Annotated in this window: 19 protein-coding genes; 12 read left to right on the forward strand and 7 right to left on the reverse strand. The window is 71.2% G+C overall.

The window, feature by feature from the left end; genetic code table 11:
- Positions 1–17: 17 nt before the first annotated feature.
- The 4 genes from QE454_RS05625 (at position 18) to QE454_RS05640 (ending at position 7,306) form a co-directional block, all read left to right on the forward strand.
- Positions 18–524 (forward strand): low molecular weight protein-tyrosine-phosphatase, encoded by a 507-nt coding sequence (locus QE454_RS05625; protein ID WP_210076739.1) that lies wholly within the window; start codon positions 18–20, stop codon positions 522–524.
- Between the two features lie 27 nt (positions 525–551).
- Positions 552–1,931: an adenylosuccinate lyase gene (gene purB, locus QE454_RS05630; RefSeq protein ID WP_307457185.1), complete on the forward strand. Its 1,380-nt coding sequence runs from the start codon at positions 552–554 to the stop codon at positions 1,929–1,931.
- A 528-nt stretch (positions 1,932–2,459) separates the two neighbouring features.
- Positions 2,460–5,837 (forward strand): OmpL47-type beta-barrel domain-containing protein, encoded by a 3,378-nt coding sequence (locus QE454_RS05635; protein ID WP_309668549.1) that lies wholly within the window; start codon positions 2,460–2,462, stop codon positions 5,835–5,837.
- Between the two features lie 431 nt (positions 5,838–6,268).
- Positions 6,269–7,306: a zinc-dependent alcohol dehydrogenase family protein gene (locus tag QE454_RS05640; RefSeq protein WP_307457180.1), complete on the forward strand. Its 1,038-nt coding sequence runs from the start codon at positions 6,269–6,271 to the stop codon at positions 7,304–7,306.
- 3 nt (positions 7,307–7,309) lie between these two features.
- Here QE454_RS05640 and QE454_RS05645 read toward each other — a convergent pair whose 3' ends face one another.
- The 3 genes from QE454_RS05645 to QE454_RS05655 form a co-directional block, all read right to left on the reverse strand.
- Positions 7,310–7,675: an amino acid transporter gene (locus QE454_RS05645; protein WP_307457178.1), complete on the reverse strand. Its 366-nt coding sequence runs from the start codon at positions 7,673–7,675 to the stop codon at positions 7,310–7,312.
- Positions 7,672–8,304, reverse strand: a complete 633-nt coding sequence (locus QE454_RS05650; RefSeq protein ID WP_307457176.1) for an acyl-CoA synthetase — start codon at positions 8,302–8,304, stop codon at positions 7,672–7,674. Before QE454_RS05650 ends, QE454_RS05645 begins: the two co-directional genes overlap by 4 nt.
- A 103-nt stretch (positions 8,305–8,407) precedes the next feature.
- On the reverse strand, positions 8,408–9,040 hold the full coding sequence (locus QE454_RS05655) for an N-acetyltransferase (protein ID WP_307457173.1): 633 nt from the start codon (positions 9,038–9,040) through the stop codon (positions 8,408–8,410).
- Positions 9,041–9,114: 74 nt separating this feature from the next.
- Here QE454_RS05655 and QE454_RS05660 point away from each other — a divergent pair, with 74 nt between their 5' ends.
- From QE454_RS05660 to QE454_RS05680, 5 genes are all read left to right on the forward strand, one after another.
- A complete protein-coding gene (locus tag QE454_RS05660; protein ID WP_210076725.1) occupies positions 9,115–9,756 on the forward strand; it encodes a TetR/AcrR family transcriptional regulator in 642 nt (213 codons plus the stop codon).
- A 228-nt stretch (positions 9,757–9,984) separates the two neighbouring features.
- Positions 9,985–10,296 (forward strand): hypothetical protein, encoded by a 312-nt coding sequence (locus QE454_RS05665; RefSeq protein ID WP_267788687.1) that lies wholly within the window; start codon positions 9,985–9,987, stop codon positions 10,294–10,296.
- 347 nt (positions 10,297–10,643) lie between these two features.
- Positions 10,644–11,498 carry an ABC transporter ATP-binding protein gene (locus QE454_RS05670; protein WP_307457170.1) on the forward strand — a complete coding sequence of 285 codons (855 nt, stop codon included), beginning with the start codon at positions 10,644–10,646 and terminating at the stop codon, positions 11,496–11,498.
- Complete coding sequence (locus QE454_RS05675) at positions 11,390–12,829, forward strand: FtsX-like permease family protein (RefSeq protein WP_307457167.1); 1,440 nt, start codon at positions 11,390–11,392, stop codon at positions 12,827–12,829. The genes QE454_RS05670 and QE454_RS05675 overlap by 109 nt, the downstream gene beginning before the upstream one ends.
- Positions 12,830–13,119: 290 nt before the next feature.
- Positions 13,120–13,527, forward strand: a complete 408-nt coding sequence (locus QE454_RS05680) for an NUDIX domain-containing protein (RefSeq protein WP_210076724.1) — start codon at positions 13,120–13,122, stop codon at positions 13,525–13,527.
- Between the two features lie 173 nt (positions 13,528–13,700).
- Here QE454_RS05680 and QE454_RS05685 read toward each other — a convergent pair whose 3' ends face one another.
- The 3 genes from QE454_RS05685 to QE454_RS05695 form a co-directional block, all read right to left on the reverse strand.
- Entirely contained in the window at positions 13,701–15,188 is a 1,488-nt protein-coding gene (locus tag QE454_RS05685; protein ID WP_307457163.1) for an SDR family oxidoreductase, read from the reverse strand.
- Positions 15,189–15,365: 177 nt separating this feature from the next.
- Positions 15,366–15,512: a hypothetical protein gene (locus tag QE454_RS05690; RefSeq protein ID WP_210076720.1), complete on the reverse strand. Its 147-nt coding sequence runs from the start codon at positions 15,510–15,512 to the stop codon at positions 15,366–15,368.
- 9 nt (positions 15,513–15,521) lie between these two features.
- Positions 15,522–16,721: an acyltransferase gene (locus QE454_RS05695; protein WP_307457160.1), complete on the reverse strand. Its 1,200-nt coding sequence runs from the start codon at positions 16,719–16,721 to the stop codon at positions 15,522–15,524.
- A gap of 442 nt (positions 16,722–17,163) precedes the next feature.
- Between QE454_RS05695 and QE454_RS05700 the strand changes: the two genes are divergently transcribed.
- Positions 17,164–17,427, forward strand: a complete 264-nt coding sequence (locus tag QE454_RS05700) for a DUF6458 family protein (RefSeq protein ID WP_210076716.1) — start codon at positions 17,164–17,166, stop codon at positions 17,425–17,427.
- 53 nt (positions 17,428–17,480) lie between these two features.
- Complete coding sequence (locus tag QE454_RS05705) at positions 17,481–18,458, forward strand: serine/threonine-protein kinase (RefSeq protein WP_307457157.1); 978 nt, start codon at positions 17,481–17,483, stop codon at positions 18,456–18,458.
- Between the two features lie 9 nt (positions 18,459–18,467).
- Here the strand turns inward: QE454_RS05705 and QE454_RS05710 are convergent, their stop codons facing one another.
- Positions 18,468–19,127 (reverse strand): HEAT repeat domain-containing protein, encoded by a 660-nt coding sequence (locus QE454_RS05710; protein WP_210076712.1) that lies wholly within the window; start codon positions 19,125–19,127, stop codon positions 18,468–18,470.
- 43 nt (positions 19,128–19,170) lie between these two features.
- On the opposite strand from QE454_RS05710, the gene QE454_RS05715 reads away from it, so the two are divergent.
- On the forward strand, positions 19,171–19,308 hold the full coding sequence (locus QE454_RS05715) for a hypothetical protein (protein WP_307457151.1): 138 nt from the start codon (positions 19,171–19,173) through the stop codon (positions 19,306–19,308).
- Positions 19,309–19,504 lie beyond the last annotated feature (196 nt).

Here is a 19,504-nt window from a genome sequence, read left to right on the forward strand (position 1 = left end):
ACCGCCATGATGGAGGGATGACCGCGAACCCCGACGCGCCGTTCCGCGTCGTGTTCGTCTGCAGCGGCAACATCTGCCGCTCACCGATGGCCGACGTGGTGTTCCGCCGCATCGCCCACACGTCCGGTCTCGGAGCGCACATCGCGTCGACGTCGGCCGGCACCGGCGACTGGCACGTCGGCGAACGCGCCGACCACCGCACCCTCGCGGCCCTCGAGCGCCTGGGCTACGACGGCTCGTCGCACCGCGCCCGCCAGTTCCAGTACGCCGACTTCGAGCGCAACGACCTCGTGGTCGCCCTCGACCGCAGCCACGAACGCGTGCTCCGCGGTTGGGCCCGAGACGACGACGACGCCGACAAGATCGCGCTGCTGCAGTCCTTCCTGACGGATGCCGAGACCCTCGACGTCCCCGACCCGTACTACGCCGGGGCCCCGATGTTCGACGAGGTGCTCGGTATGATCGAACGCGCAAGCCGAGCCCTGTTCCGACAGCTCGAGCCCGCCATCCGTTCCGCGGGCTGACCCGTTCGCGCGATCCCCGGGAGACCCGTGTCCTCTCTGCCCCCGCAGCCCCTCAGCCCCCTCGACGGCCGATACTTCGCCACCGTCGCAGAGCTCGGCGACTACCTGTCGGAGGCCGGACTCAACCGCGCCCGCGTCGAGGTCGAGGTCGAATGGCTCCTCGCACTCACCGACCGCTCGCTGTTCGGCACCTCTCCCGTCTCCGACGACGACCGGACCCGCCTGCGCGCGCTGTACGAGGAGTTCGGCGCCGACGAGATCGCGTGGCTGAAAGAGAAAGAGGCGGTCACCCGCCACGACGTGAAGGCCGTCGAGTACCTCGTGCGCGACCGCCTCGACACCCTCGGCCTCACGGCCCTCGCCGAGCTGACGCACTTCGCCTGCACCAGCGAGGACATCAACTCCACCGCCTACGCCCTCACCGTGCAGCGCGCGGTCGAACGCGTGTGGCTGCCCAAGCTCCGTTCGGTCACGGCCGCGCTCGCCGAGCTCGCGAAGCAGCACCGCGACGCCGCGATGCTCTCGCGCACCCACGGCCAGCCGGCCACGCCCACCACGATGGGCAAAGAGATCGGCGTCTTCGCGTGGCGCCTCGAACGCGTCATCCGTCAGCTGGATGCCGGCGAGTACCTCGCGAAGTTCTCGGGAGCCACCGGCACCTGGTCGGCGCACGTCGCCGCAGAACCGGACGTCGACTGGCCGTCAATGACGCGGGAGTTCATCGAGTCGCTCGGCCTCGGTTTCAACCCGGTCACCACGCAGATCGAGTCGCACGACTGGCAGGTCGAGCTCTACGACCGCGCCCGTCACGCCGGCGGCATCCTGCACAACCTCGCCACCGACATCTGGACGTACATCTCGCTCGGATACTTCACCCAGATCCCCGTCGCGGGCGCCACCGGGTCGTCGACCATGCCGCACAAGATCAACCCGATCCGGTTCGAGAACGCCGAGGCGAACCTCGAGATCGCGGGCGGGTTGTTCGCCACCCTGGCATCCACTCTCGTGACGAGCCGCCTGCAGCGCGACCTCACCGACTCGACGACCCAGCGCAACATCGGCGTCGCCTTCGGGCACTCTCTGCTGGCTCTCGACAACCTGCAGCGCGGCCTCACCGAGATCTCGCTCGCCGAAGACGTGCTGCTGGCCGACCTCGACGTGAACTGGGAAGTGCTCGCCGAGGCGATCCAGACGGTCGTGCGCGCCGAGATCGCCGCGGGCCGCTCGCAGATCACCGACCCCTACGCGCTGCTCAAGGACCTCACGCGCGGCCGCCGCGTCGGCGGGGCCGAGCTGGCCGAGTTCGTGCGCGGCCTCGACATCGGCGATGCCGCGAAAGAGCGCCTGCTCGCGCTGACCCCCGCCGCGTACGCGGGACTGGCATCGCGGGTGGTCGACGCGCTGTAACGCGCCCCGCGCCCCGCGCCCTCGGGGAGTGTCCGAGAGACGCCGCACCACCACCGGACGCACGGCGCGTCTTGGACACTCACGCCGTGACGTGGGGCGGGGCGTACCCTCGCGTGCTCCGCGCCACGCCGCGCGCGTCGCGTCGCGTCGCCCCCCGGCCTGTTGAGTGTCCAAAACACCCGGACGAAATTCGAAAACGTCCGGGTGTTCTGGACACTCGACGGGGTTGCGCGGGCGGCGACGGCGCCATGACGCGTCCCTTCTCGTGGCTCCGCACCGGGTCCGCCGTGTCGCGTCACCCGCCTGTTGAGTGTCCAAAACACCCGGACGAGATTCGAAAACGTCCGGGTGTTCTGGACACTCGACGTGGGTGCGCCGGCGGCGAGCGACGCGCCGCCCCCGGCCAGCGTCCACGCAAATCCCCCCTGGACGCCGCGCACCGCCGACCCATAGTGTTGACGTCAACATCCCCTCGACCCCCGGGTCGCCCAGCGCCGCAACGCCGCGGCGCGGATCGGAACAGACGCAATGACGCCTCGACGCCCGCTCACCTCTCGCCTGCTGGCCGCCGCCACGGCCGCCCTGTTCGCCACCGCCCTGGCATCCCCCCTCGCGGCGAGCGCGGCAGCCGGCGTCCCGACCGATCCGAACGACGACGTCCCCCGCGTCGACCCACCCGTCACGTATACGAACTTCCAGCCGCTCGCCGATCCGGGTTCCGGCGCCGCGGACTACTTCCAACCAGCCTGGTTCGACACCGACGGCCGGCACATCCAGGCGCACGGCGGGCAGGTCGTCACGACCGAGGAGAACGGCCAGACCGTCTACTACTGGTACGGCGAAGACCGCACGAACGGCTACTGGAACAGCCCCGGCGTGGCGGTTTACCAGTCGACGGATGCCAAGAACTGGACCAACCTCGGAGACGCACTGCGCAGCATCTCGACGCGCGACGACCTCCTCACCCCGTATTTCGAGAACCTCTACGACACCGTCGACGAGAACGGCCAGCCCCGCACCGAGAAGATCGATGCCCTGGCCTACCACCTGAACTCGACGCAGAACTCCGACTACACGGCGATCTTCGAGCGCCCGAAGGTGCTGCACAACGACAAGACCGGTCAGTGGGTCATGTGGTGGCACGCCGACGGACGCATCGAACCCGGCGGCAGCACCTATGCCCGATCGATGGCGGCGGTCGCCGTTTCAGACTCCCCCGCGGGGCCCTTCCGCATGACGGGCGCCTTCCGCATGCCCAACCGCACCGACTACCAGGCGTGCACGCCGTACGCGGTTCCCGGCCAGGCGCGCGACATGACGATATTCCAAGACGACGACGGCAAGGCGTACATCTCGTATTCGTCGGAGGAGAACTACAGCCTCTACGTCGCCGCGCTCGACGACAGCTACACGAACGTCACGCACACCACCGACCGCGACACCCTCGATGTGAACCAGTACTCCGAGGACGGCCGGTACCCCTACGTGTTCGCCGACGGGACCCCCGCGGCGCCCGAACGGGGGAAAGACTTCCAGATCGTCAAGGAATGCGGCCACCTCGAGGCCCCCGCGATCTTCGAGCGCGACGGCACCTACAGCGTCGTCACCTCCGGGGCGACCGGCTGGGCACCCAACCCGCAGACGTACTACACCACGAAGAACCTGATGGGCACGTGGATCCGCGGTGTCGATGCGAACGATGCGAACGAGACCGTCTCGTACGACGCCATCCCCGACGGGGGCGACGGCCTGCTGTCGATCGGCGACGTGCGCCGCTCGACCTTCGGTTCGCAGACGACGAACGTGTTCGAGCTCGAGCCCGGCAAGTTCGTCTACATGGGCGATCGCTGGAACGAGGGAAAGTCCGACTCGACCTACGTCTGGCTCCCGCTCACCGTGGGCGAGAACGGCCGGTTGGAGATGCACAACCCCGCGGCCGAGGATCCCGCGCGCTACGGCGACGGCTGGGATGCCTCCTACTGGGATGACAAGGGCTTCGGTCACGGCACCTGGAAGGCCGACACCGCCGCGCTCCCCCAGAACGTCCGACGTGGCGCCACCCCGCAGCTGCCGACCAGCGTCCCCGTGACCACCTCCGCCGGCACCGCGCCGGTCGCCGTCACGTGGTCGACGATCGACACGAGCGTGCTCGGCCCGCAGACGATCACCGGCACCCTCGCCGCCGACGCGCAGTTCACCGCCGGCCGCTCGTTCCAGCGCACGATCACGGTGGCCGAGCCCGGCATCGCCGACATCGCCCCCGAGGCGACCGTCACCGCATCGAGCCGCAACGATCTCGTCGGCACGCTCACCGACGACAATCCCACGGCCAAGGGCTGGGACGACTGGACCGGCAACGGCTATCCGCGCGACAGCTGGCTGCAGTTCGACTGGGGTACGAACCGCACCTTCGACTCGATCGTGGTGCACACGTACAAAGACGGCTCGACCGCGACCTGGCCCTCGCGCATCCAGGTGCAGTACCGCGACCCGGCCGGCGCGTGGAAGGACACCGCGGTCGAGGCGACCCTCGCTCAGGATGCCAGCACCCCGGCCCCCACGGCCGTGATCGACGCCCGGACGCTTCCGGCAGCGAGCGCTCTGCGACTGCGTCTGACGAGCGAGGCGAACACGTGGCAGTCGATCTCGGAGGTCGACGTGTGGGGCGACGCCTCGGCCGTGAACGTGTGCCGCGGCGGCGACGCCCAGGTGTCGGCATCCTTCCACCAGACGAAGTGGGCCACGATGCCCGCCTCGAACGCGTGCGACGGCCGACTGGGGACGGCATGGTCGACCTGGACCGACGCGGGCTACAAGGACACCGCGACCTTCACGATGGAGACGTTCGAGATCCACCGCCTGAACGAGGTGCGCTTCACGAACATCGAGGGATCGATCGCCGGCGTCTCGCTGGAGTACCGGGACTACCACGAGAACCAGTGGAAGCCGCTGCCTCTCACGGGTGACGCGCCCACCGTGACGAACGGCACCGAGACGACGCTGTCGTTCCCGAAGGTCCTCGCCACGGGTCTGCGCCTCACCTTCGCGACCCCCGGGTCGTATCTCAAGATCCCCGAGATCTTCGTGCCCGAGGCCGGCGGCATCGTGCACATCGACCCGGTCGTGAAGACGGCCCCGAACGCCTCGGGCTGGCACACCACCGCTCCCGTTTCGGTCTCGCTGTACCACGACGGCAACAGCGACGTCGTCGTGCAGCATCGCGTCGACGGCGGAGCATGGAGCGACGACCTCGACTTCACGATCACCGCCGACGGCGACCACACCGTCGATTACCGCGCGTTGTGGAACGGCGCCGAGGTGCCCGAGGTCGCCGGATCCCTGCCCGTCCGCATCGACATCGCCGCCCCGACCACCGCGGCCTCGGTCGAGGAGCCCTCGACCCTGCGGCGCCTGATGCAGCCGGCCGCGGTGTTCCAGGCTCTGTCCCCCACCGATGCCACGGTGGTGTTCGCGGCGACGGATGCCACCTCGGGCGTTGCCCTGACCGAGTACTCGCTCGACGGAACCACGTGGACCGCCGGCTCCCGCGTGCCCCTCACGGGCGCCGGCGACCACGTCGTGCAGTTCCGCTCGACCGATGTGGCGGGCAACCGCGAACAGGTGCGGTCCGTGACCGTCACGGTGCGAGCGGGCACCGCCCCGGGCGACGGCGACGGTTCCGGCACGGGCTCCGGCACGCCCGGTGCTCCCGGTGCTCCCGGCGCTCCCGGCGCTCCCGGCGCTCCCGCCGGAACGGTCGGCGGGCCGGGGAGCCCGGACGGCGGCACCGCCAGCGGTCTCGCCGTCACAGGCTCGGACGCGCCCGTGGTTCTCGGCATCCTGGCCCTGGCTCTGTCGGCTCTCGGCGCCGCGCTGCTCGGGGCACGTCGCCGCCACCGCGCCTGACCGCGTGCGCGCGTTCCCGCGCCGCCCACCCACTTGAGTGTCCAAAACACCCGGACGAAATTTCGGAACGTCCGGGTGTTTTGGACACTCAACGGGCAGACGACGCGTCACCGACCGCCCAGCGGAGGCAGCGCGCGCCGCGCAGGCCGCCGCCTGTTCGAGGCACACCACCCACCGGGCACCGGGCACCGGGCACCGGGCACCGGGCACCGCCCACCGCACACCGGGCACCACCCGCCGCCAACCACCCACCGGGCACCGCCAACCCACTTGAGTGTCCAAAACACCCGGACGAAATTTCGGAACGTCCGGGTGTTTTGGACACTCAAGGGGCGAACGCGGCGTCACCGCCCGCCGCGCGACGACTCACCCCGAGGTGAGCGACCGCACGGAGCGCGGGAGCGCCGGGCACACGCGGGAGAATGGATGCCATGCGCGCGATGATCATGGATGCCCTGGCCGACGCCCTCGAGGTGCGCGAGGTCGAGGAACCGAGCGCGCCGGCGGGCGGGGTCGTGGTCGAGGTGCACGCGACCGGCCTGTGCAAAAGCGACTGGCATGCGTGGGTCGGGCACGACGACGTCGCGCTTCCCCACGTGCCGGGACACGAGCTCGCGGGGGTGATCGTCGAGGTCGGCGAGGGCGTGCATCGCTGGAGCGTCGGAGACCGCGTCACGGTGCCGTTCGTCATGGGGTGCGGCGTGTGCGAGTGGTGCCGCGGCGGCGACGCGCAGGTGTGCCCCGACCAGCAGCAGCCCGGTTTCACGCAGTGGGGCAGCTTCGCCGAGCGCGTCGTGCTGCGCGCGGCCGACACCAACGTCGTGCGCATTCCCGACGACGTCTCGTTCGAGGCCGCCGCGGCCCTGGGCTGCCGCTTCGCCACCGCCTATCGCGCGCTGACCGGTCGGGCCAGGGCCCAGGCCGGCGAGTGGATCACCGTCGTGGGAGCGGGCGGGGTCGGCCTGAGCGCCGTGATGATCGGCGCCGCCCTCGGCGCGCGCGTCATCGCCGTCGACCGCACCCCCGCGGCCCTCGATGCCGCCAAAAGACTCGGCGCCGAGCACACGCTGCTCGCCGACGGTTCCGACATCGCCGCAGCCGTGCACGCGCTCACCGGCGGCGGCAGTCACGTCTCGGTCGACGCCGTCGGCAGCACGCAGACGGCTCGCGACGCCGTGCTGAGCCTGCGCCGTCGCGGCCGGCACGTGCAGATCGGGCTGCTGCCCACCGTCGACGGCGAGACCCCGATGCCCATGGCGCGCGTGATCGCGTGGGAGCTCGACCTGCTCGGCAGCCACGGCATGGCCGCGGTCGACTACCCCGAGATGCTGTCGCTCATCGAGAGCGGCGCCCTGCGCCCGCAGGAGCTCATCGAGCGGGTCGTCGGACTCGACGACGCCGCCGGCCTGCTCCCCACGATGGACACGGCCTCACCCGCGGGCATGACGATGATCGACCCGCGTCGGTAGGCGTTACGCCCGGGGTTCGACGGGGCCGTCGTCGGCGCGCGGAGCCTCGGGCGTGGTCGGGGCACTGGAGGAGTCGGCATCCGGTGCATCCTTCGGCAGGAGCAGCGGGCGATCGACGGTCGAGGTGACCTTGGTGGGGTCGACGACCAGCAGCAACAGCGCGAGCGAAACCAGAGTGACGATGAACGTCGCGCCGGCCGCGACCAGCGCCACGATCAGTGCGCGCTGGATCTCGTCGGCGGGACGCGTCTGGAAGAAGCCCATCGACATGAGCGTGACGAAGCCGGCGAACAGCGCGGCGATGAAGGCCAGACCGAGAAGCTGGACGGGCTTCATCAGATCGCGGCGGGTGGTGGGCTTGTCGGTCATGACGCGGCCTCCTCGGAGGGTACGGCCGGAACGGGCTCGGGGCGACGCGGAGAGAACCCCGCGATCGCGAGGAACACGGCGACGACCGCCGCGTACCCGCCGAAGAGTCCCACGGCGATGGTGATACCGGTCAGCGTGAACGAACCCGCCCCGGCGATGATGTAGTCGAGCGCGTACTGCTGGATCGGGAGCATCAGCACCACCCCGAGCACGAGACTCAGGATGCCGATGAGCACGCCGTCGCGCGCGCCCGCGGCCCCGACCGTCTTGCGTTGGCGCAGGGCGCCCACCAGCTCGATGACGCCCGAGAGGATCGCCCAGGCGATGACGACCCCGAAGAAGACACCGGTCGTGCGCCAGCTGCCGACGCTGCCGACCAGGCCCGCCACGATCGATACGGCCGCGAGGAGGGCCGGCGTCAGACGCTGACCGCGCGGGAAGACGAGCCACACCGACAGCACGAACACGAGTCCGGTCGCGATCGCGAATCCGCTGAACACGCCCAGCCCGAGAGGGGCGGAATGGTCGGACGAGAAGGTGACCATCACCGCGGCGAGAGCGGCGAAAAGGGCGCGCGCGAGTTGCACGTGGCGAACGTCGAAGGCTCGCTCGGAAGAAGGAGTGGTCACGGAGGGTCCCGGAGAGACGGTGTCGATGGCATCCAGTCTATTCCTCGGCGCCTGAGCGGACTTCGTGGACGCTCGACGTCGAGACGCTTACCCGGGCCCCTCGTCAGACCGCTCGAGCGGGCACCGCCTGCCGGGCGGGAGCGGACGGGCGCAGCATCGCCATCGGAAAGGCCCCGCGGATGCCACGGATCGGGGCGATCTCTTCGAAGCCGAGGCGGCTGTACAGGCGACGATTGTCGGGGGTCGACGACTCGAGGTAGGCAGCCTCTCGCGTGACGTCGAGAGTCTCGAGCCGGGAGCGCAGGAGCGCGCCGCCGACGCCGAGTCCTCGAGCCTTCGGCGAGACGCCGATCTGCGCCAGGTACCAGTGCGGTGAGCGAGGACGGTGGCGGGCCAATCGCGACGACAGGGCGGCGGCCCGGACGACACCGGCGAGGCCGAGCGCCGACAGGTACCCGGGGATCTGACGCCAGGGCAGGGACGGCGCGCCGGGGCCCTCCCACGCGGCGACCCCGAGGATCTCGTCGCCGCCGGTGCGGCGGGCGAGGTCGACGCTGCCGGTTTCGAAGGGGGCACCGCGGAGCATGGCCGTGAACAGGGTGGTGAGCCGCTCAAGGCGGCGCCCTCCGGGCAGGATCGCGGCCATCACGGGGTCGTCGCGGAATGCGTGCGCGAGCACGGCCGCAGCGGCGGGGAGGTCGGCTTCGCGAGCGGGGGTGACGTGCAGTTCGGTCATCTCGACCTCCAATTGGTCCGAATGGATATATTCAGTATGCGAGACTCGACCGCCCCGATCGCTTGGAGAACGCCGTGAACACCGAGGCCCCCACTCGTGATTACCTTCCCCTCGAGGAGCGCCGAGAGCGCCTGCTCGACACCGCGCTCTCGGTCGTCGCCGATGCGGGGGCATCCGCGCTGAGCCTGCGACGGGTGGCCGAGCGCGCGGGCGTCGCCCACCGCGTGGTCACCTACGCCTTCGGGTCGAAGCAGGCCCTCGTCGAGGCCGTGCTCCACCGCGCGTCGCAACGCGCGCTCGACGCGGTCTGGGCCGACGACCTGCCGCTGGACGGGTTCGCCGAGGCCGTGCGCCTTTCGCTGCACGGCCTCGCTCGCGATCTCCGCCGCCACGAGAGCGAGTACCGCGTGGTGAGCGAGCTCACGGCATCCGCCCGCGCCCATCCCGAACTGCGCGCCGCGGCGCAGAGCGAGATCGAGGCGAGCGTGCGGGCCATCGCCCAGAGCATCGAGCGGTGGTCGGACGCGACCGGGCGCACCCTGAACACCCCCACGCCGATCGTCGCCGCCGCCCTCCGCGCGAGCGTCGACGGATTGGTCGAGTGGTGGTTGAGCAGTCACGACGAGCAGGCCCTCGACGACGTCGTCGACGTGCTGGCATCCGCCTTCGTCGGACGCGAGGCCGCTCAGGACCGACCGGACACCGCCGAGCGATGAGGGCGAGACATCACCGGGGGATTCACGACCTCTCGCGCCGACAGCGTTCGTCGATTGAGCACCCTGGCCGCTCCTGAGGCCGTCGTCCGGTGTGCGGCGGCAGGAGGATCGCGCCTCCCCGACGCTGAGCAGCCAGGGCGATAGCCTCTCGACGATCCCTCGAGCGGCCCGAGCATCGCCCCTCGACCGCGGCCGAGGGCATCGTGTCCGACACCAGAGGAGAACATCGTGACCACGCAGCCCGCACCCGCCGGAACCACCTACCCGGGCAAGACGCTCGGCATCATCGGCCTCATCGTCGCCTTCCCGTTCAACCTGATCGGCCTGATCATCTCGATCGTCGCTCTCGTGCAGTCGAAGAAGGCCGGGTACAAGAACACCCCCGCGCTGATCGGCATCATCGTCGGCGCCGTCCTTCTCGTGGTGGGCATCATCGTCGCCATCATCGTCATCAGCGTCTTCGCGGGCATCTTCGCCGCGTGCGGCGACCTGGGACCGGGGCAGCACTACGTCGACGGTGTGACGTACACCTGCTCCTGAACCACACTCGAGCACGCAGAGGGACCGGGCCGCACGGCTCGGTCCCTCTGCGTGTTCTGCGATCGCGTTCGAGACGGACGTCGGCGCGGATGACGTCGGAGCACCCGCGCCGGCGGTCACCTGCACCTGGATGACCGCCGAGCCGTCGGCCGGGGCGGCGCGGTCGGCACCCACCCGGCGGACACCACGAGCACCGCCGCCGCCGCGACGGGGATCACGGTGCCCGATGTGCCCGGCGTAGGCCGAAGCAAAGCGACCGGCGGCTGAGCGACAGATCGATCTCGAGGGGGACGCGGATACTCCCCGGGGCGGACGACCCCGAGGCCCCGGCTCGCTGGGATGGGAACATGACCTCCTCACCCGTGCTCACCGCCTCCGGCCTCGTCAAGCAGTACGGCGCGCTGCGCGCCCTCGACGGCGTCTCGCTCACGATCCGAGCCGGAGAGTCCGTCGCGGTGATGGGCGCCTCGGGCTCGGGCAAGACCACGTTGCTGCATTGCCTCGCCGCCGTCATCGCCCCCGACGCGGGCTCCATCGTGCTGAGCGCCCCCGGCGCCGCCCCGCGCGAGCTCGTCGGGCTGAGCGAGAGCGAGCGCGCCCGGGTGCGTCGCGAAGCGCTCGGCTTCGTCTTCCAGGAGCATCTGCTGCTGCCCGAGCTCACTGCCGTCGAGAACGCAGCGCTCCCCCTGCTGTTGAAGGGCCTTCGCCGACAGGATGCCGAGCGGCACGCCGCCGTCTGGCTCGCCGCCCTGGGTCTCGCGGGAATGGAGGGTCGGCGCATCGGCCAGCTCTCGGGCGGTCAGGCGCAGCGCGTCGCGATCGCCCGCGCCCAGGTGACCGGGGCTCCCGTCGTCTTCGCCGACGAGCCGACCGGCGCCCTCGACTCGGCGACCTCGTCGGAGGTGCTCGACGCCCTGCTGCTCGCCACGACCGGCCAGGGCCGCACGCTCGTCATGGTCACGCACGATGCCGACGTCGCCCGCCGCTGCTCGCGGATCGTGCGGGTGCGCGACGGACGCATCGTCGGGGATTCGGAGACGGATGCCACGGAAGCGCTGTCGCCCGCGAGTTCGGCGCCGCGATCCGCTGCGGCGTGGCCGGCCCCCGCGTCCGCCCCGGCCCCGGCCTCGACCTCAACCTCGACCCCGACCTCGACCTCGACCTCGACCTCGACCTCGACCTCGACGGAGGCGAACCGATGAGCAACGTCCTCCCCCTCGCCCGGCTGCTCTCGCGCCCCGCGCGCCAGGGCCGGGCGGCGATCGCCCTCCCGGTCGTCGCGTTCGCCGTCACCACCGCGCTGCTGCTCGTGGTCGCGGGCGGGGCGCGCATGTTCCTCGTGGACCCGCGAGCCGGGGCAGAGGGAGGGCTCTACGGCATCCTGGCCGTGCTCGCCCTGGTGCTGCTCGCCGTACCGCTCGTCACCCTCGGCGCGGCCGCCGCGCGCCTGACGAGCCGCCGCCGCAACGACCGCCTCGCAACCCTGCGCCTGCTCGGCGCGAGCACACGCGAGCTGTGGTCGCTGACCGTGCTCGAGGCGACCGCGATCGCGACCGCGGGAGCCCTCGCCGGAGTGCTGCTGTACGCCGCCCTCCTTCCCCTCGTCGGGCTGCTGCCGTTCTTCGGCGGGCCGGTCGGCGTCGGTGCCGTGGTCGTCGACCCGCCGTTGGGGGCCGGGGTGCTGGCATCCGTGGTGCTCATCGGCGCGGCGAGCGCGGCGGCGAGCCTGCGCGGCGTCGCCGTCACCCCGCTCGGCGTGCGCACACGCAGCGAGGCGCCGGCGAAGAAGACCACGGCGTTCGTCGTCGGGGCGGTGCTCATCGTGGGGGTCGTGGCACTCGTGGCGAACCTCGGCACTCTGGCACCGCTGCTGGGGCCGGCCGTGACCCTCGTCGTGCTGCTCGGCCTCTTCGCCGGGGCCCTCGCCCTGCTCAACCTCATCGGCGCCCCGATCGTCGCCGCCCGCGGGCGCGCGATGGCCCGTCGCGCCCGCTCCGCCGCCGAGCTCGTCGCCGGCCGAGAGCTCGCCGCCCACGCGGGCCCCGCCTGGCGCCGCGTGTCGGGCATGGCGCTCGTGTCGTTCATCGCGGTCGTCGCCGGGTGCGGTCTCGCGATCGCCGACGCCGCCGCCGCCGCCGAAGCAGGCCCCCTCATGGCCGACATCCGCACGGGCGTTCTCGTGACCCTCGGTATCGCCTTCGTCCTGCTCGCGTGCGCGGTGGGGGTGACGCAGGCGGCGTCGGTGCTCGAGGAGCGCGAGCTGATCGTGGGCCTGGATCGCCTCGGCATCCCGGATGCCGAGCTCCGCCGCGCCCGCCGCATCACCGTCATGGTGCCGCTGCGGTGGGCCGCCGTGGGAGGTGCGGTTCTCGGCCTGATGCTCGCGTTTCCCCTCGCCGGGATCAGCCTGATCGTCGCGCCGCTCTCGGTGCTCACGATCGCGCTGACCTTCGCCGCGGGCTTCGCGCTGGTGGCCGCGGCACTGGCGTCGACGCGGCCGATCGTCACCGGCATCCGCCGCGGCGCCCTCTGACCCGCGGGACCGTCGCACGGCGCCCGTCGAGTGTTGAGTGTCCAAAACACCCGGGCGATTCCGCAAAACGTCCGGGTTTCTTGGACACTCAACGCCCATGCCCACGCCCACGCCCACGCCCACGCCCCCACGCCCCCACGCCCCCACGCCCCCACGCCCCCACGCCCCCACTTGAGTGTCCAAAACACCCGGACGATTCCGCAAAACGTCCGGGTTTCTTGGACACTCAACGCCCACGCCCACGCCCCCTCCGCGCCGGGAGGGCGGCTCCCGGGTGCTACCGTGCCGGGGTGATCCCGGATGCCACTCCCCCGCGCCGTATCCACGTTTCGGCCGCGGTCATCACCGACGCCGAGGGGCGCCTGCTGCTCGTTCGCAAGGCCGGCACGACGGCGTTCATGCAGCCCGGCGGCAAGCCCGAGGTCGGCGAGACGCCCGCCGAGACGCTCGCGCGCGAACTGGCCGAAGAGGTCGGCCTGCGCGTCGACCCCGCGTTGCTCGAACCCCTCGGCTCCTACGCCGCGAGCGCGGCGAACGAACCAGGCTTCGAGGTCGTGGCCGAGGTCTTCCGCGTCGACATCGGCGACCAGGAGCCGACCCCGGATGCCGAGATCGCCGAGCTCCGCTGGGTCACCGCGGCCACGGCATCCGGTCTCGAGATCGCCCCTCTCGCGCGCGAGTACTTCCTGCCCGCCTGAGGCCCTCGCGACCCGAACGCGCGTTGAGTGTCCAAAACACCCGGACGGATTCGAAAATCGTCCGGGTGTTTTGGACACTCAACAGGGCCGGACCGGGCCGGGCCGGGCCGGGCCGGACCGGGCGCGGCACCGGAGCGGGCGCCGGGCACGCCCCGCGCCCACCCCGCGGCGCCTTACCAGCTGCCCTTGTTGTAGTCCTTCAGGAAGATCCCGAACAGGTCCTCGCCGGCCTCGCCGCGCACGATCGGGTCGTACACGCGCGCCGCGCCGTCGACGAGGTCGAGCGGGGCGTGGAAACCCTCCTCGGCGAGGCGCACCTTGGTGAAGTGCGGGCGCTCGTCGGTGATCCAGCCGGTGTCGACCGCGGTCATCAGGATGCCGTCCGACTCGAACATCTCGCGCGCGCTCGTGCGCGTCAGCATGTTCAGTGCGGCCTTGGCCATGTTCGTGTGCGGGTGGCCGGGGCCCTTGTACCCGCGACCGAAGACGCCCTCCATCGCCGAGACGTTGACGATGTACTTGCGCCGCGCCGAAGACGCCGCCATCGCGGGGCGCAGTCTGCTGACGAGCAGGAACGGCGCGGTCATGTTGGCCAGCTGCACCTCGAGCATCTCGAGGGGCTCGACCTGGTCGACGTGCTGCGTCCAGCTGTTGATGCGGTCCTCGTCGGGCACGAGCCCGCCCGCGTCGATCGCCGTACCGGCGGCCAGACGCTCGAGCGACGACGACCCCGCCGCCATCGCCTCGGCGGTCAGCTCGTCCGCGGTGCGCGCGGCCGACGCGAGGATCGGGTGCGCCGACACCGACTGCGCGAGCGCGAGCGGGTGGGCGTCGTTCGTGTGGCCGAACGTGACGAGCTCGGGCAGCGGACCGTCCGGGAGCGGTGCGAGTTCGGCATCCACCAGGGGTTTGTAGGCCCCCGGAGAACGCCGAACCGTTTGAGCTGCGTTGTTGATGAGGATGTCGAGAGGACCCTCGGATGCCACGGACTCCGCCAACCCGATCACCTGGGCGGGGTCGCGCAGGTCGATGCCGACGACCTTGAGCCGGTGGATCCATTCGGCGCTGTCGGGCAGCGACGAGAAGCGGCGCACCGCGTCGCGCGGGAAGCGCGTGGTGATGGTCGTGTGGGCGCCGTCGCGCAGCAGCCGCAGCGCGATGTACATGCCGATCTTCGCGCGGCCGCCGGTGAGCAGGGCCCGCTTGCCGGTGAGGTCGGTGCGGGCGTCGCGCTTGGCATGGCTCATGGCCGCGCAGTCGGGGCAGAGCTGGTGGTAGAACGCGTCGACGAGGGTGTAATCCTGCTTGCAGATGTAGCAGGCGCGGGCCTTGATGAGTTCTCCGGCGAAGGGCATGGACGTGCGAGCGGCCAGCGGGATGCCGCGCGTCTCGTCGTCGATGCGGTCGGCGGCGCCCGTGGCGGTCGCGGCCACGACCGCGCGGTCGGCCTCGGCGATGCGCTGACGCTTCTCTTTGCGCGACTGGCGCTTGACGTCCTTGTAGAGCTTGCCGGTCTGGCGCCGCAGGGCGATGTACGCGGGATCCTCGGGGTCGAGCGAGGACGCGGCGTCGATGACGCGCAGCGCGATCTCGAGCTCGGTCGGATCGATGGATACCGCCCGCGCGGCATCGCGGTCGGGGTTCAGCTGTGTTTCGGGCACAGGGAAGTGTACCGAGGCGAATCTGGACGATCGGTGGGCCGGGCGTGTCGCGGCCCGGACCGCCGCGTCACGAGAACAGGGGATGCCACCAGAACAGGACGATTCGCCGCGAAACGGCCTGTTCTCAGCGAATCCCCTGTTCTCGACCCAGGCCCTCGGGAGCGGTCGGGCGCCGCCTCAGCGCTGCCCGGACTCGACCCAGCGGGTGTGCGCCTTCAGCGCGTGTAGCACCGCGAGACGCACGGCGACGTACAGCACCGCGCCGATCGCGACCAGGGCCACGCCCCAGGTGAGCAGGAGGATCAACATGTGCGCCCCGAACATCCCGCGAGCCTAGCGGGAGGCGGGGGAAGCGGCAGTCGACGCGCGCGCCTCTCCCCCGACCGCAGCGCCCGTGCCCTCCGACACGTGCCGCGACCGGTCGTACCGCAGCAGCCACTTCTGCGCCGGGATCTCGACCGCCCGGTGCAGCACCCACGCGATCGCCAGCGCGATCGCGAAAGCGGCGAGCGCGAGCAGAAGCGCGTGCCGCCAGGGCAGCTGGGGGTGACCGTCGGGCCACGACGACGACACCGACGCGATCACGAGCAGGTGCACGAGGTAGAACGCGAACGACACCCGACCGAGTTCCTGCCACAGCGGACGCGCGAGGAACGTCGACCGCCCGTGCGCGTCGGCGGCGGCGAGAGAGGCCACCAGCAGAGCGAACGACCCGACGGTCGCGGCCAGGCCGGGGTGGATGTCGGTGCCGGGGATCGGGGGCGCCTCCGACAGGGCGTAGCCCACGACGGCGAGCGGGACCGTGTAGCGCAGCTTCAGCGGCATCCATGCCCCGCTCTTGAGCACCAGCGCGAGGGTGACGCCCAGCACGAACTCGGGCAGGCGCAGGAGGGGAGTGGATGCCGCCGCCATCGGCACCGGAGACACCGCGGCAATCTGCGGGGCCAGGGCGACGAGCACGAGGGATGCCACGACCACGACGACCCGCGCGCGGCTCGACAGGCGCACGAGGGGGCGGATGAGGAACGGGAAGCTCAGGTAGAAGAAGGCCTCGCACACGAGCGACCAGCTCGCGGGGTTGCCGGCCTGCCACCAGTCGGGCACCCAGCCGTTGACGAGGAAGACGTTCGCGACGAGCGGCGCTGCGCCGTCGGTGCGGATCTCGGGCACGAGGGTCGAGGCCGCGATCACGGCGAGGATCACGCCGACGACGTGCAGGGGGTAGATGCGCGCGAAGCGGTGCCAGTAGAACGATCCGGCGCTCTGCTGCGGCTTGTAGCCCCACGCGAGCACGAAGCCCGAGAGGATGAAGAAGAGGGTGACGCCGGTCTTTCCGGCCTCGAAGAGGAACGCCCAGACCGTTCCCGCCGTCCCACCGAAGTACTCCACCGCCATGAGGTGGTGGCCGAAGATCAGCATGGCCGTGGCCCAGCGGAGCCCCGTGAGCGACGGCAGGTGGCGAGCGGGGTTCGCGGGACGGGATGCCGTAGGGGTGACGAGGGGTGCGGGTGCCGTCATCGTGCTGATGGTCATCGCCTCCGTGTCGTCGCTCGCGCCGGCGATCAGCGACCCGTGCGGGCGCACGAGTCCACACCGACTCCCGAGAAGTTACCCGTCCAGTTTCAACATCGGCTGAAAAGTCCGGGGCTTGACGGAGGCGCCGACGACCGTTGAGGCGACGGCCCCGCGACCGCACGCCGGCACCGTTTTCCGCGCCGCCGGCGCACGCCGCGATCTCGCCCGATGACACATCGCCGGACGCGAGAGTCGACGATCCGCAGCCGTCCGCGATCCCCGAGCGCCGCGAAAGCGTCGATCCGTCGCTGAAGGTCGTCCATTATGCACCCCGAGAATGCGCCGCGCCATCGGTCGCGGGGAAAACCGCTCGCTCAGTAGCGTGTGAGCGATCGGCACCGGTGAAGGTCCGCCTCATCGGTCGCCGCCCCGAGACGAGCACAGCAACGAGGGAGTTCCCATGGGCATCGGCAGCGGCATCGCCCTCTTCGTGATCGGCGCCATCCTGGCCTTCGCGGTCAATCTCGACCTCGGCGGCGTGGCGAACCTCCAGACCATCGGGTACATCCTCATGGCGGCGGGCGTGGTGGTCTTCCTGATCAGCCTGGTCCTGGTGTTCCGCCGTCGCTCCACCGAGTCGGTGAGCCGCTCGACGATCGATCCCGCCAGCGGCCAGCGCGTCACCACCCGTCGCACCAGCGACAACGGCGACCCTCTCGTGTGACGACACTGTCTGAATTCCCCCCTCACCACGATCGACCCCCGGACGAGCACGCCATGGGCAGCGAGACGTCCACGTTGCCGTCGCTCGACGGCGCGTTCGGTGGGCGATACCGCCTGATCGAACGCCTTGGCGCCGACCGCGAGGAAACGGTCTACCGGGCTCGCGACGACGTGCTCGCGCGCGACGTCGCGGTGAAGGTCTTCCCGCTCGACCCGGACGAGCCCTCCCACCCCCGGCATCGGCTCGCGGCCGCGCGCATTCTCACGGCCCTCGATCACCCGTCGCTGGTGACGCTCTACGACGCGCACCTCACCGGCGAGGGACACGGGCTCCTCGTCATGGAGTTCATCCCCGGACCCACGCTTCGCCAGCACCTCGACGATCACGGCTCGCTCGCCCCCGACTTCGCAGCGGGCCTTCTGCGTGACGTCGCCGAGGGCCTCGCCGCCATCCACGAGGTCGGTATCGTGCACCAGCACCTCGAATCGTCGAACGTCCTGCTCCGTCCCGAGCGTGCCGCGTCACGCCCGTTCACCGCCGTCCTCGGCGATTTCGGGGTCACTCAGGTGCTCGGCGCCCGCCCCGCCTCCACACGGACGCAGCCGGATGCCGCGTATCTCCCGCCCGAGCGGCTGCACGGCGAGCCGGCGACACCGGCATCCGACATCTACGCCCTGGGTCTGCTCGCGGAGGAGATGCTCACGGCCGACGGCCCGCTCAGTGGCGGGGCGATGCAGGAGCTCGTGCTGGGGCCCCTCGACTACGACCCCGAAGTCCCGAAGCGCTTCGGCTACGGCTGGGAGGTGCTGCTCACCGCCATGACCGCCCCCGACCCCGAGGGGCGTCCGACCGCGAGCGAGGTGGCCGACCTCGCGGCCGAGCTGTGCAGCGGCCCCGCGCCCGTGGAAAGCGCCGTCGCCCCCGCGGACCTCGAACCCATGACCGCTCTGGCCGCCGTCCATCAGACCCGGGAGACGTCCGCGCGACGACGCCGACCGCCGCTGTGGGCGTGGGTCACGCACTACCACTGAGCTCGAGGCTCACTCCTCGACCGGAAGCGCGCGCTGAGCCACGAGACGGCGGGCCTCGACGGCGGCGGCGGCGAAGTCGGCATCCGGGTCGTCCATGATGATCTCCGTCGCCCGGGCGTGCGCGCTGACGACGTCGTACGGCGAGGCCGCGGCGCGTTGCACGGCGGGCTCGGCACGAAAGCCGATCGCGGCGAAGGCCCGACTCAGGCTCCGCTGCGTGTCGTGATCACCCCTGCCGAACTGGGTCGAGAGTTCGTCGGCGAGACTCTCGTGCTGGTCGTCGGGAACGAGACCGGATGCCGTCCGCCAGGCCGCCCGAGCCACCTCGGGGTGCCTGTCGCGCAGGACCGCGGGCGTGATCACCGTGAACGCGACGGGGTCGCCGATCTTCGACAGCGTGTGCAGGGCCTGGCTCCGCGCCTGCGGGATCTCGGACCCCACCTCGGGAAGCAGCGCCGGAACCGTGCGCGCGGGGTCGTGACGCGTGAGCGCCCACGTCAGCATGTCGCGTACGAAGAAGTCGGTCTCGACCGCGCACCGCGCGACCAGGACGTCGACGTAGCGATCGTCCGGCCGCGTCCCCGCGGCGAGCGCGGCCTGAAGCCGTGCCGATGCGTCGGAGTGTTCGAGGGCCGTGCGCAGCCGGTCGGCGGGTGTGGGGTCGGTCATCGCGATCCCTCCTTCGGATCCAGCGTGTCACGCTGCGGGGCGGGTGGGGCCTTTCTGCGCGTTCCGCGCCTTCGCGGGCGACGGCTACGCGTCGCGCGCAGCGGTGGAGAACCTCGACGCCGCCCGGGTCGCCCTGATCACGGGCGCCCGGGCGAACATGTCGAAGTACTCCGTTACGTAGATGCTGGCCCCGGGAAGCGTTGGGAGAGCCAACGGCTCGGGAAGCAGCATGCGCGCCGGTTCGCCGTTCGTGACGTAGTCCACGCGCAGGGTCTGGCGCCGACCGGGCACCGACGCGCCAGGCAGCATTCGGTCTCTCTGCGGCAGCGTCGAGCAGTGCGACATCCGATCGTTACCCAGCGGATCGATTAGGAACG

Origin of the sequence: Microbacterium sp. SORGH_AS_0454 (assembly GCF_031453395.1) — a bacterium.
Classification (GTDB): Bacteria; Actinomycetota; Actinomycetes; order Actinomycetales; family Microbacteriaceae; genus Microbacterium.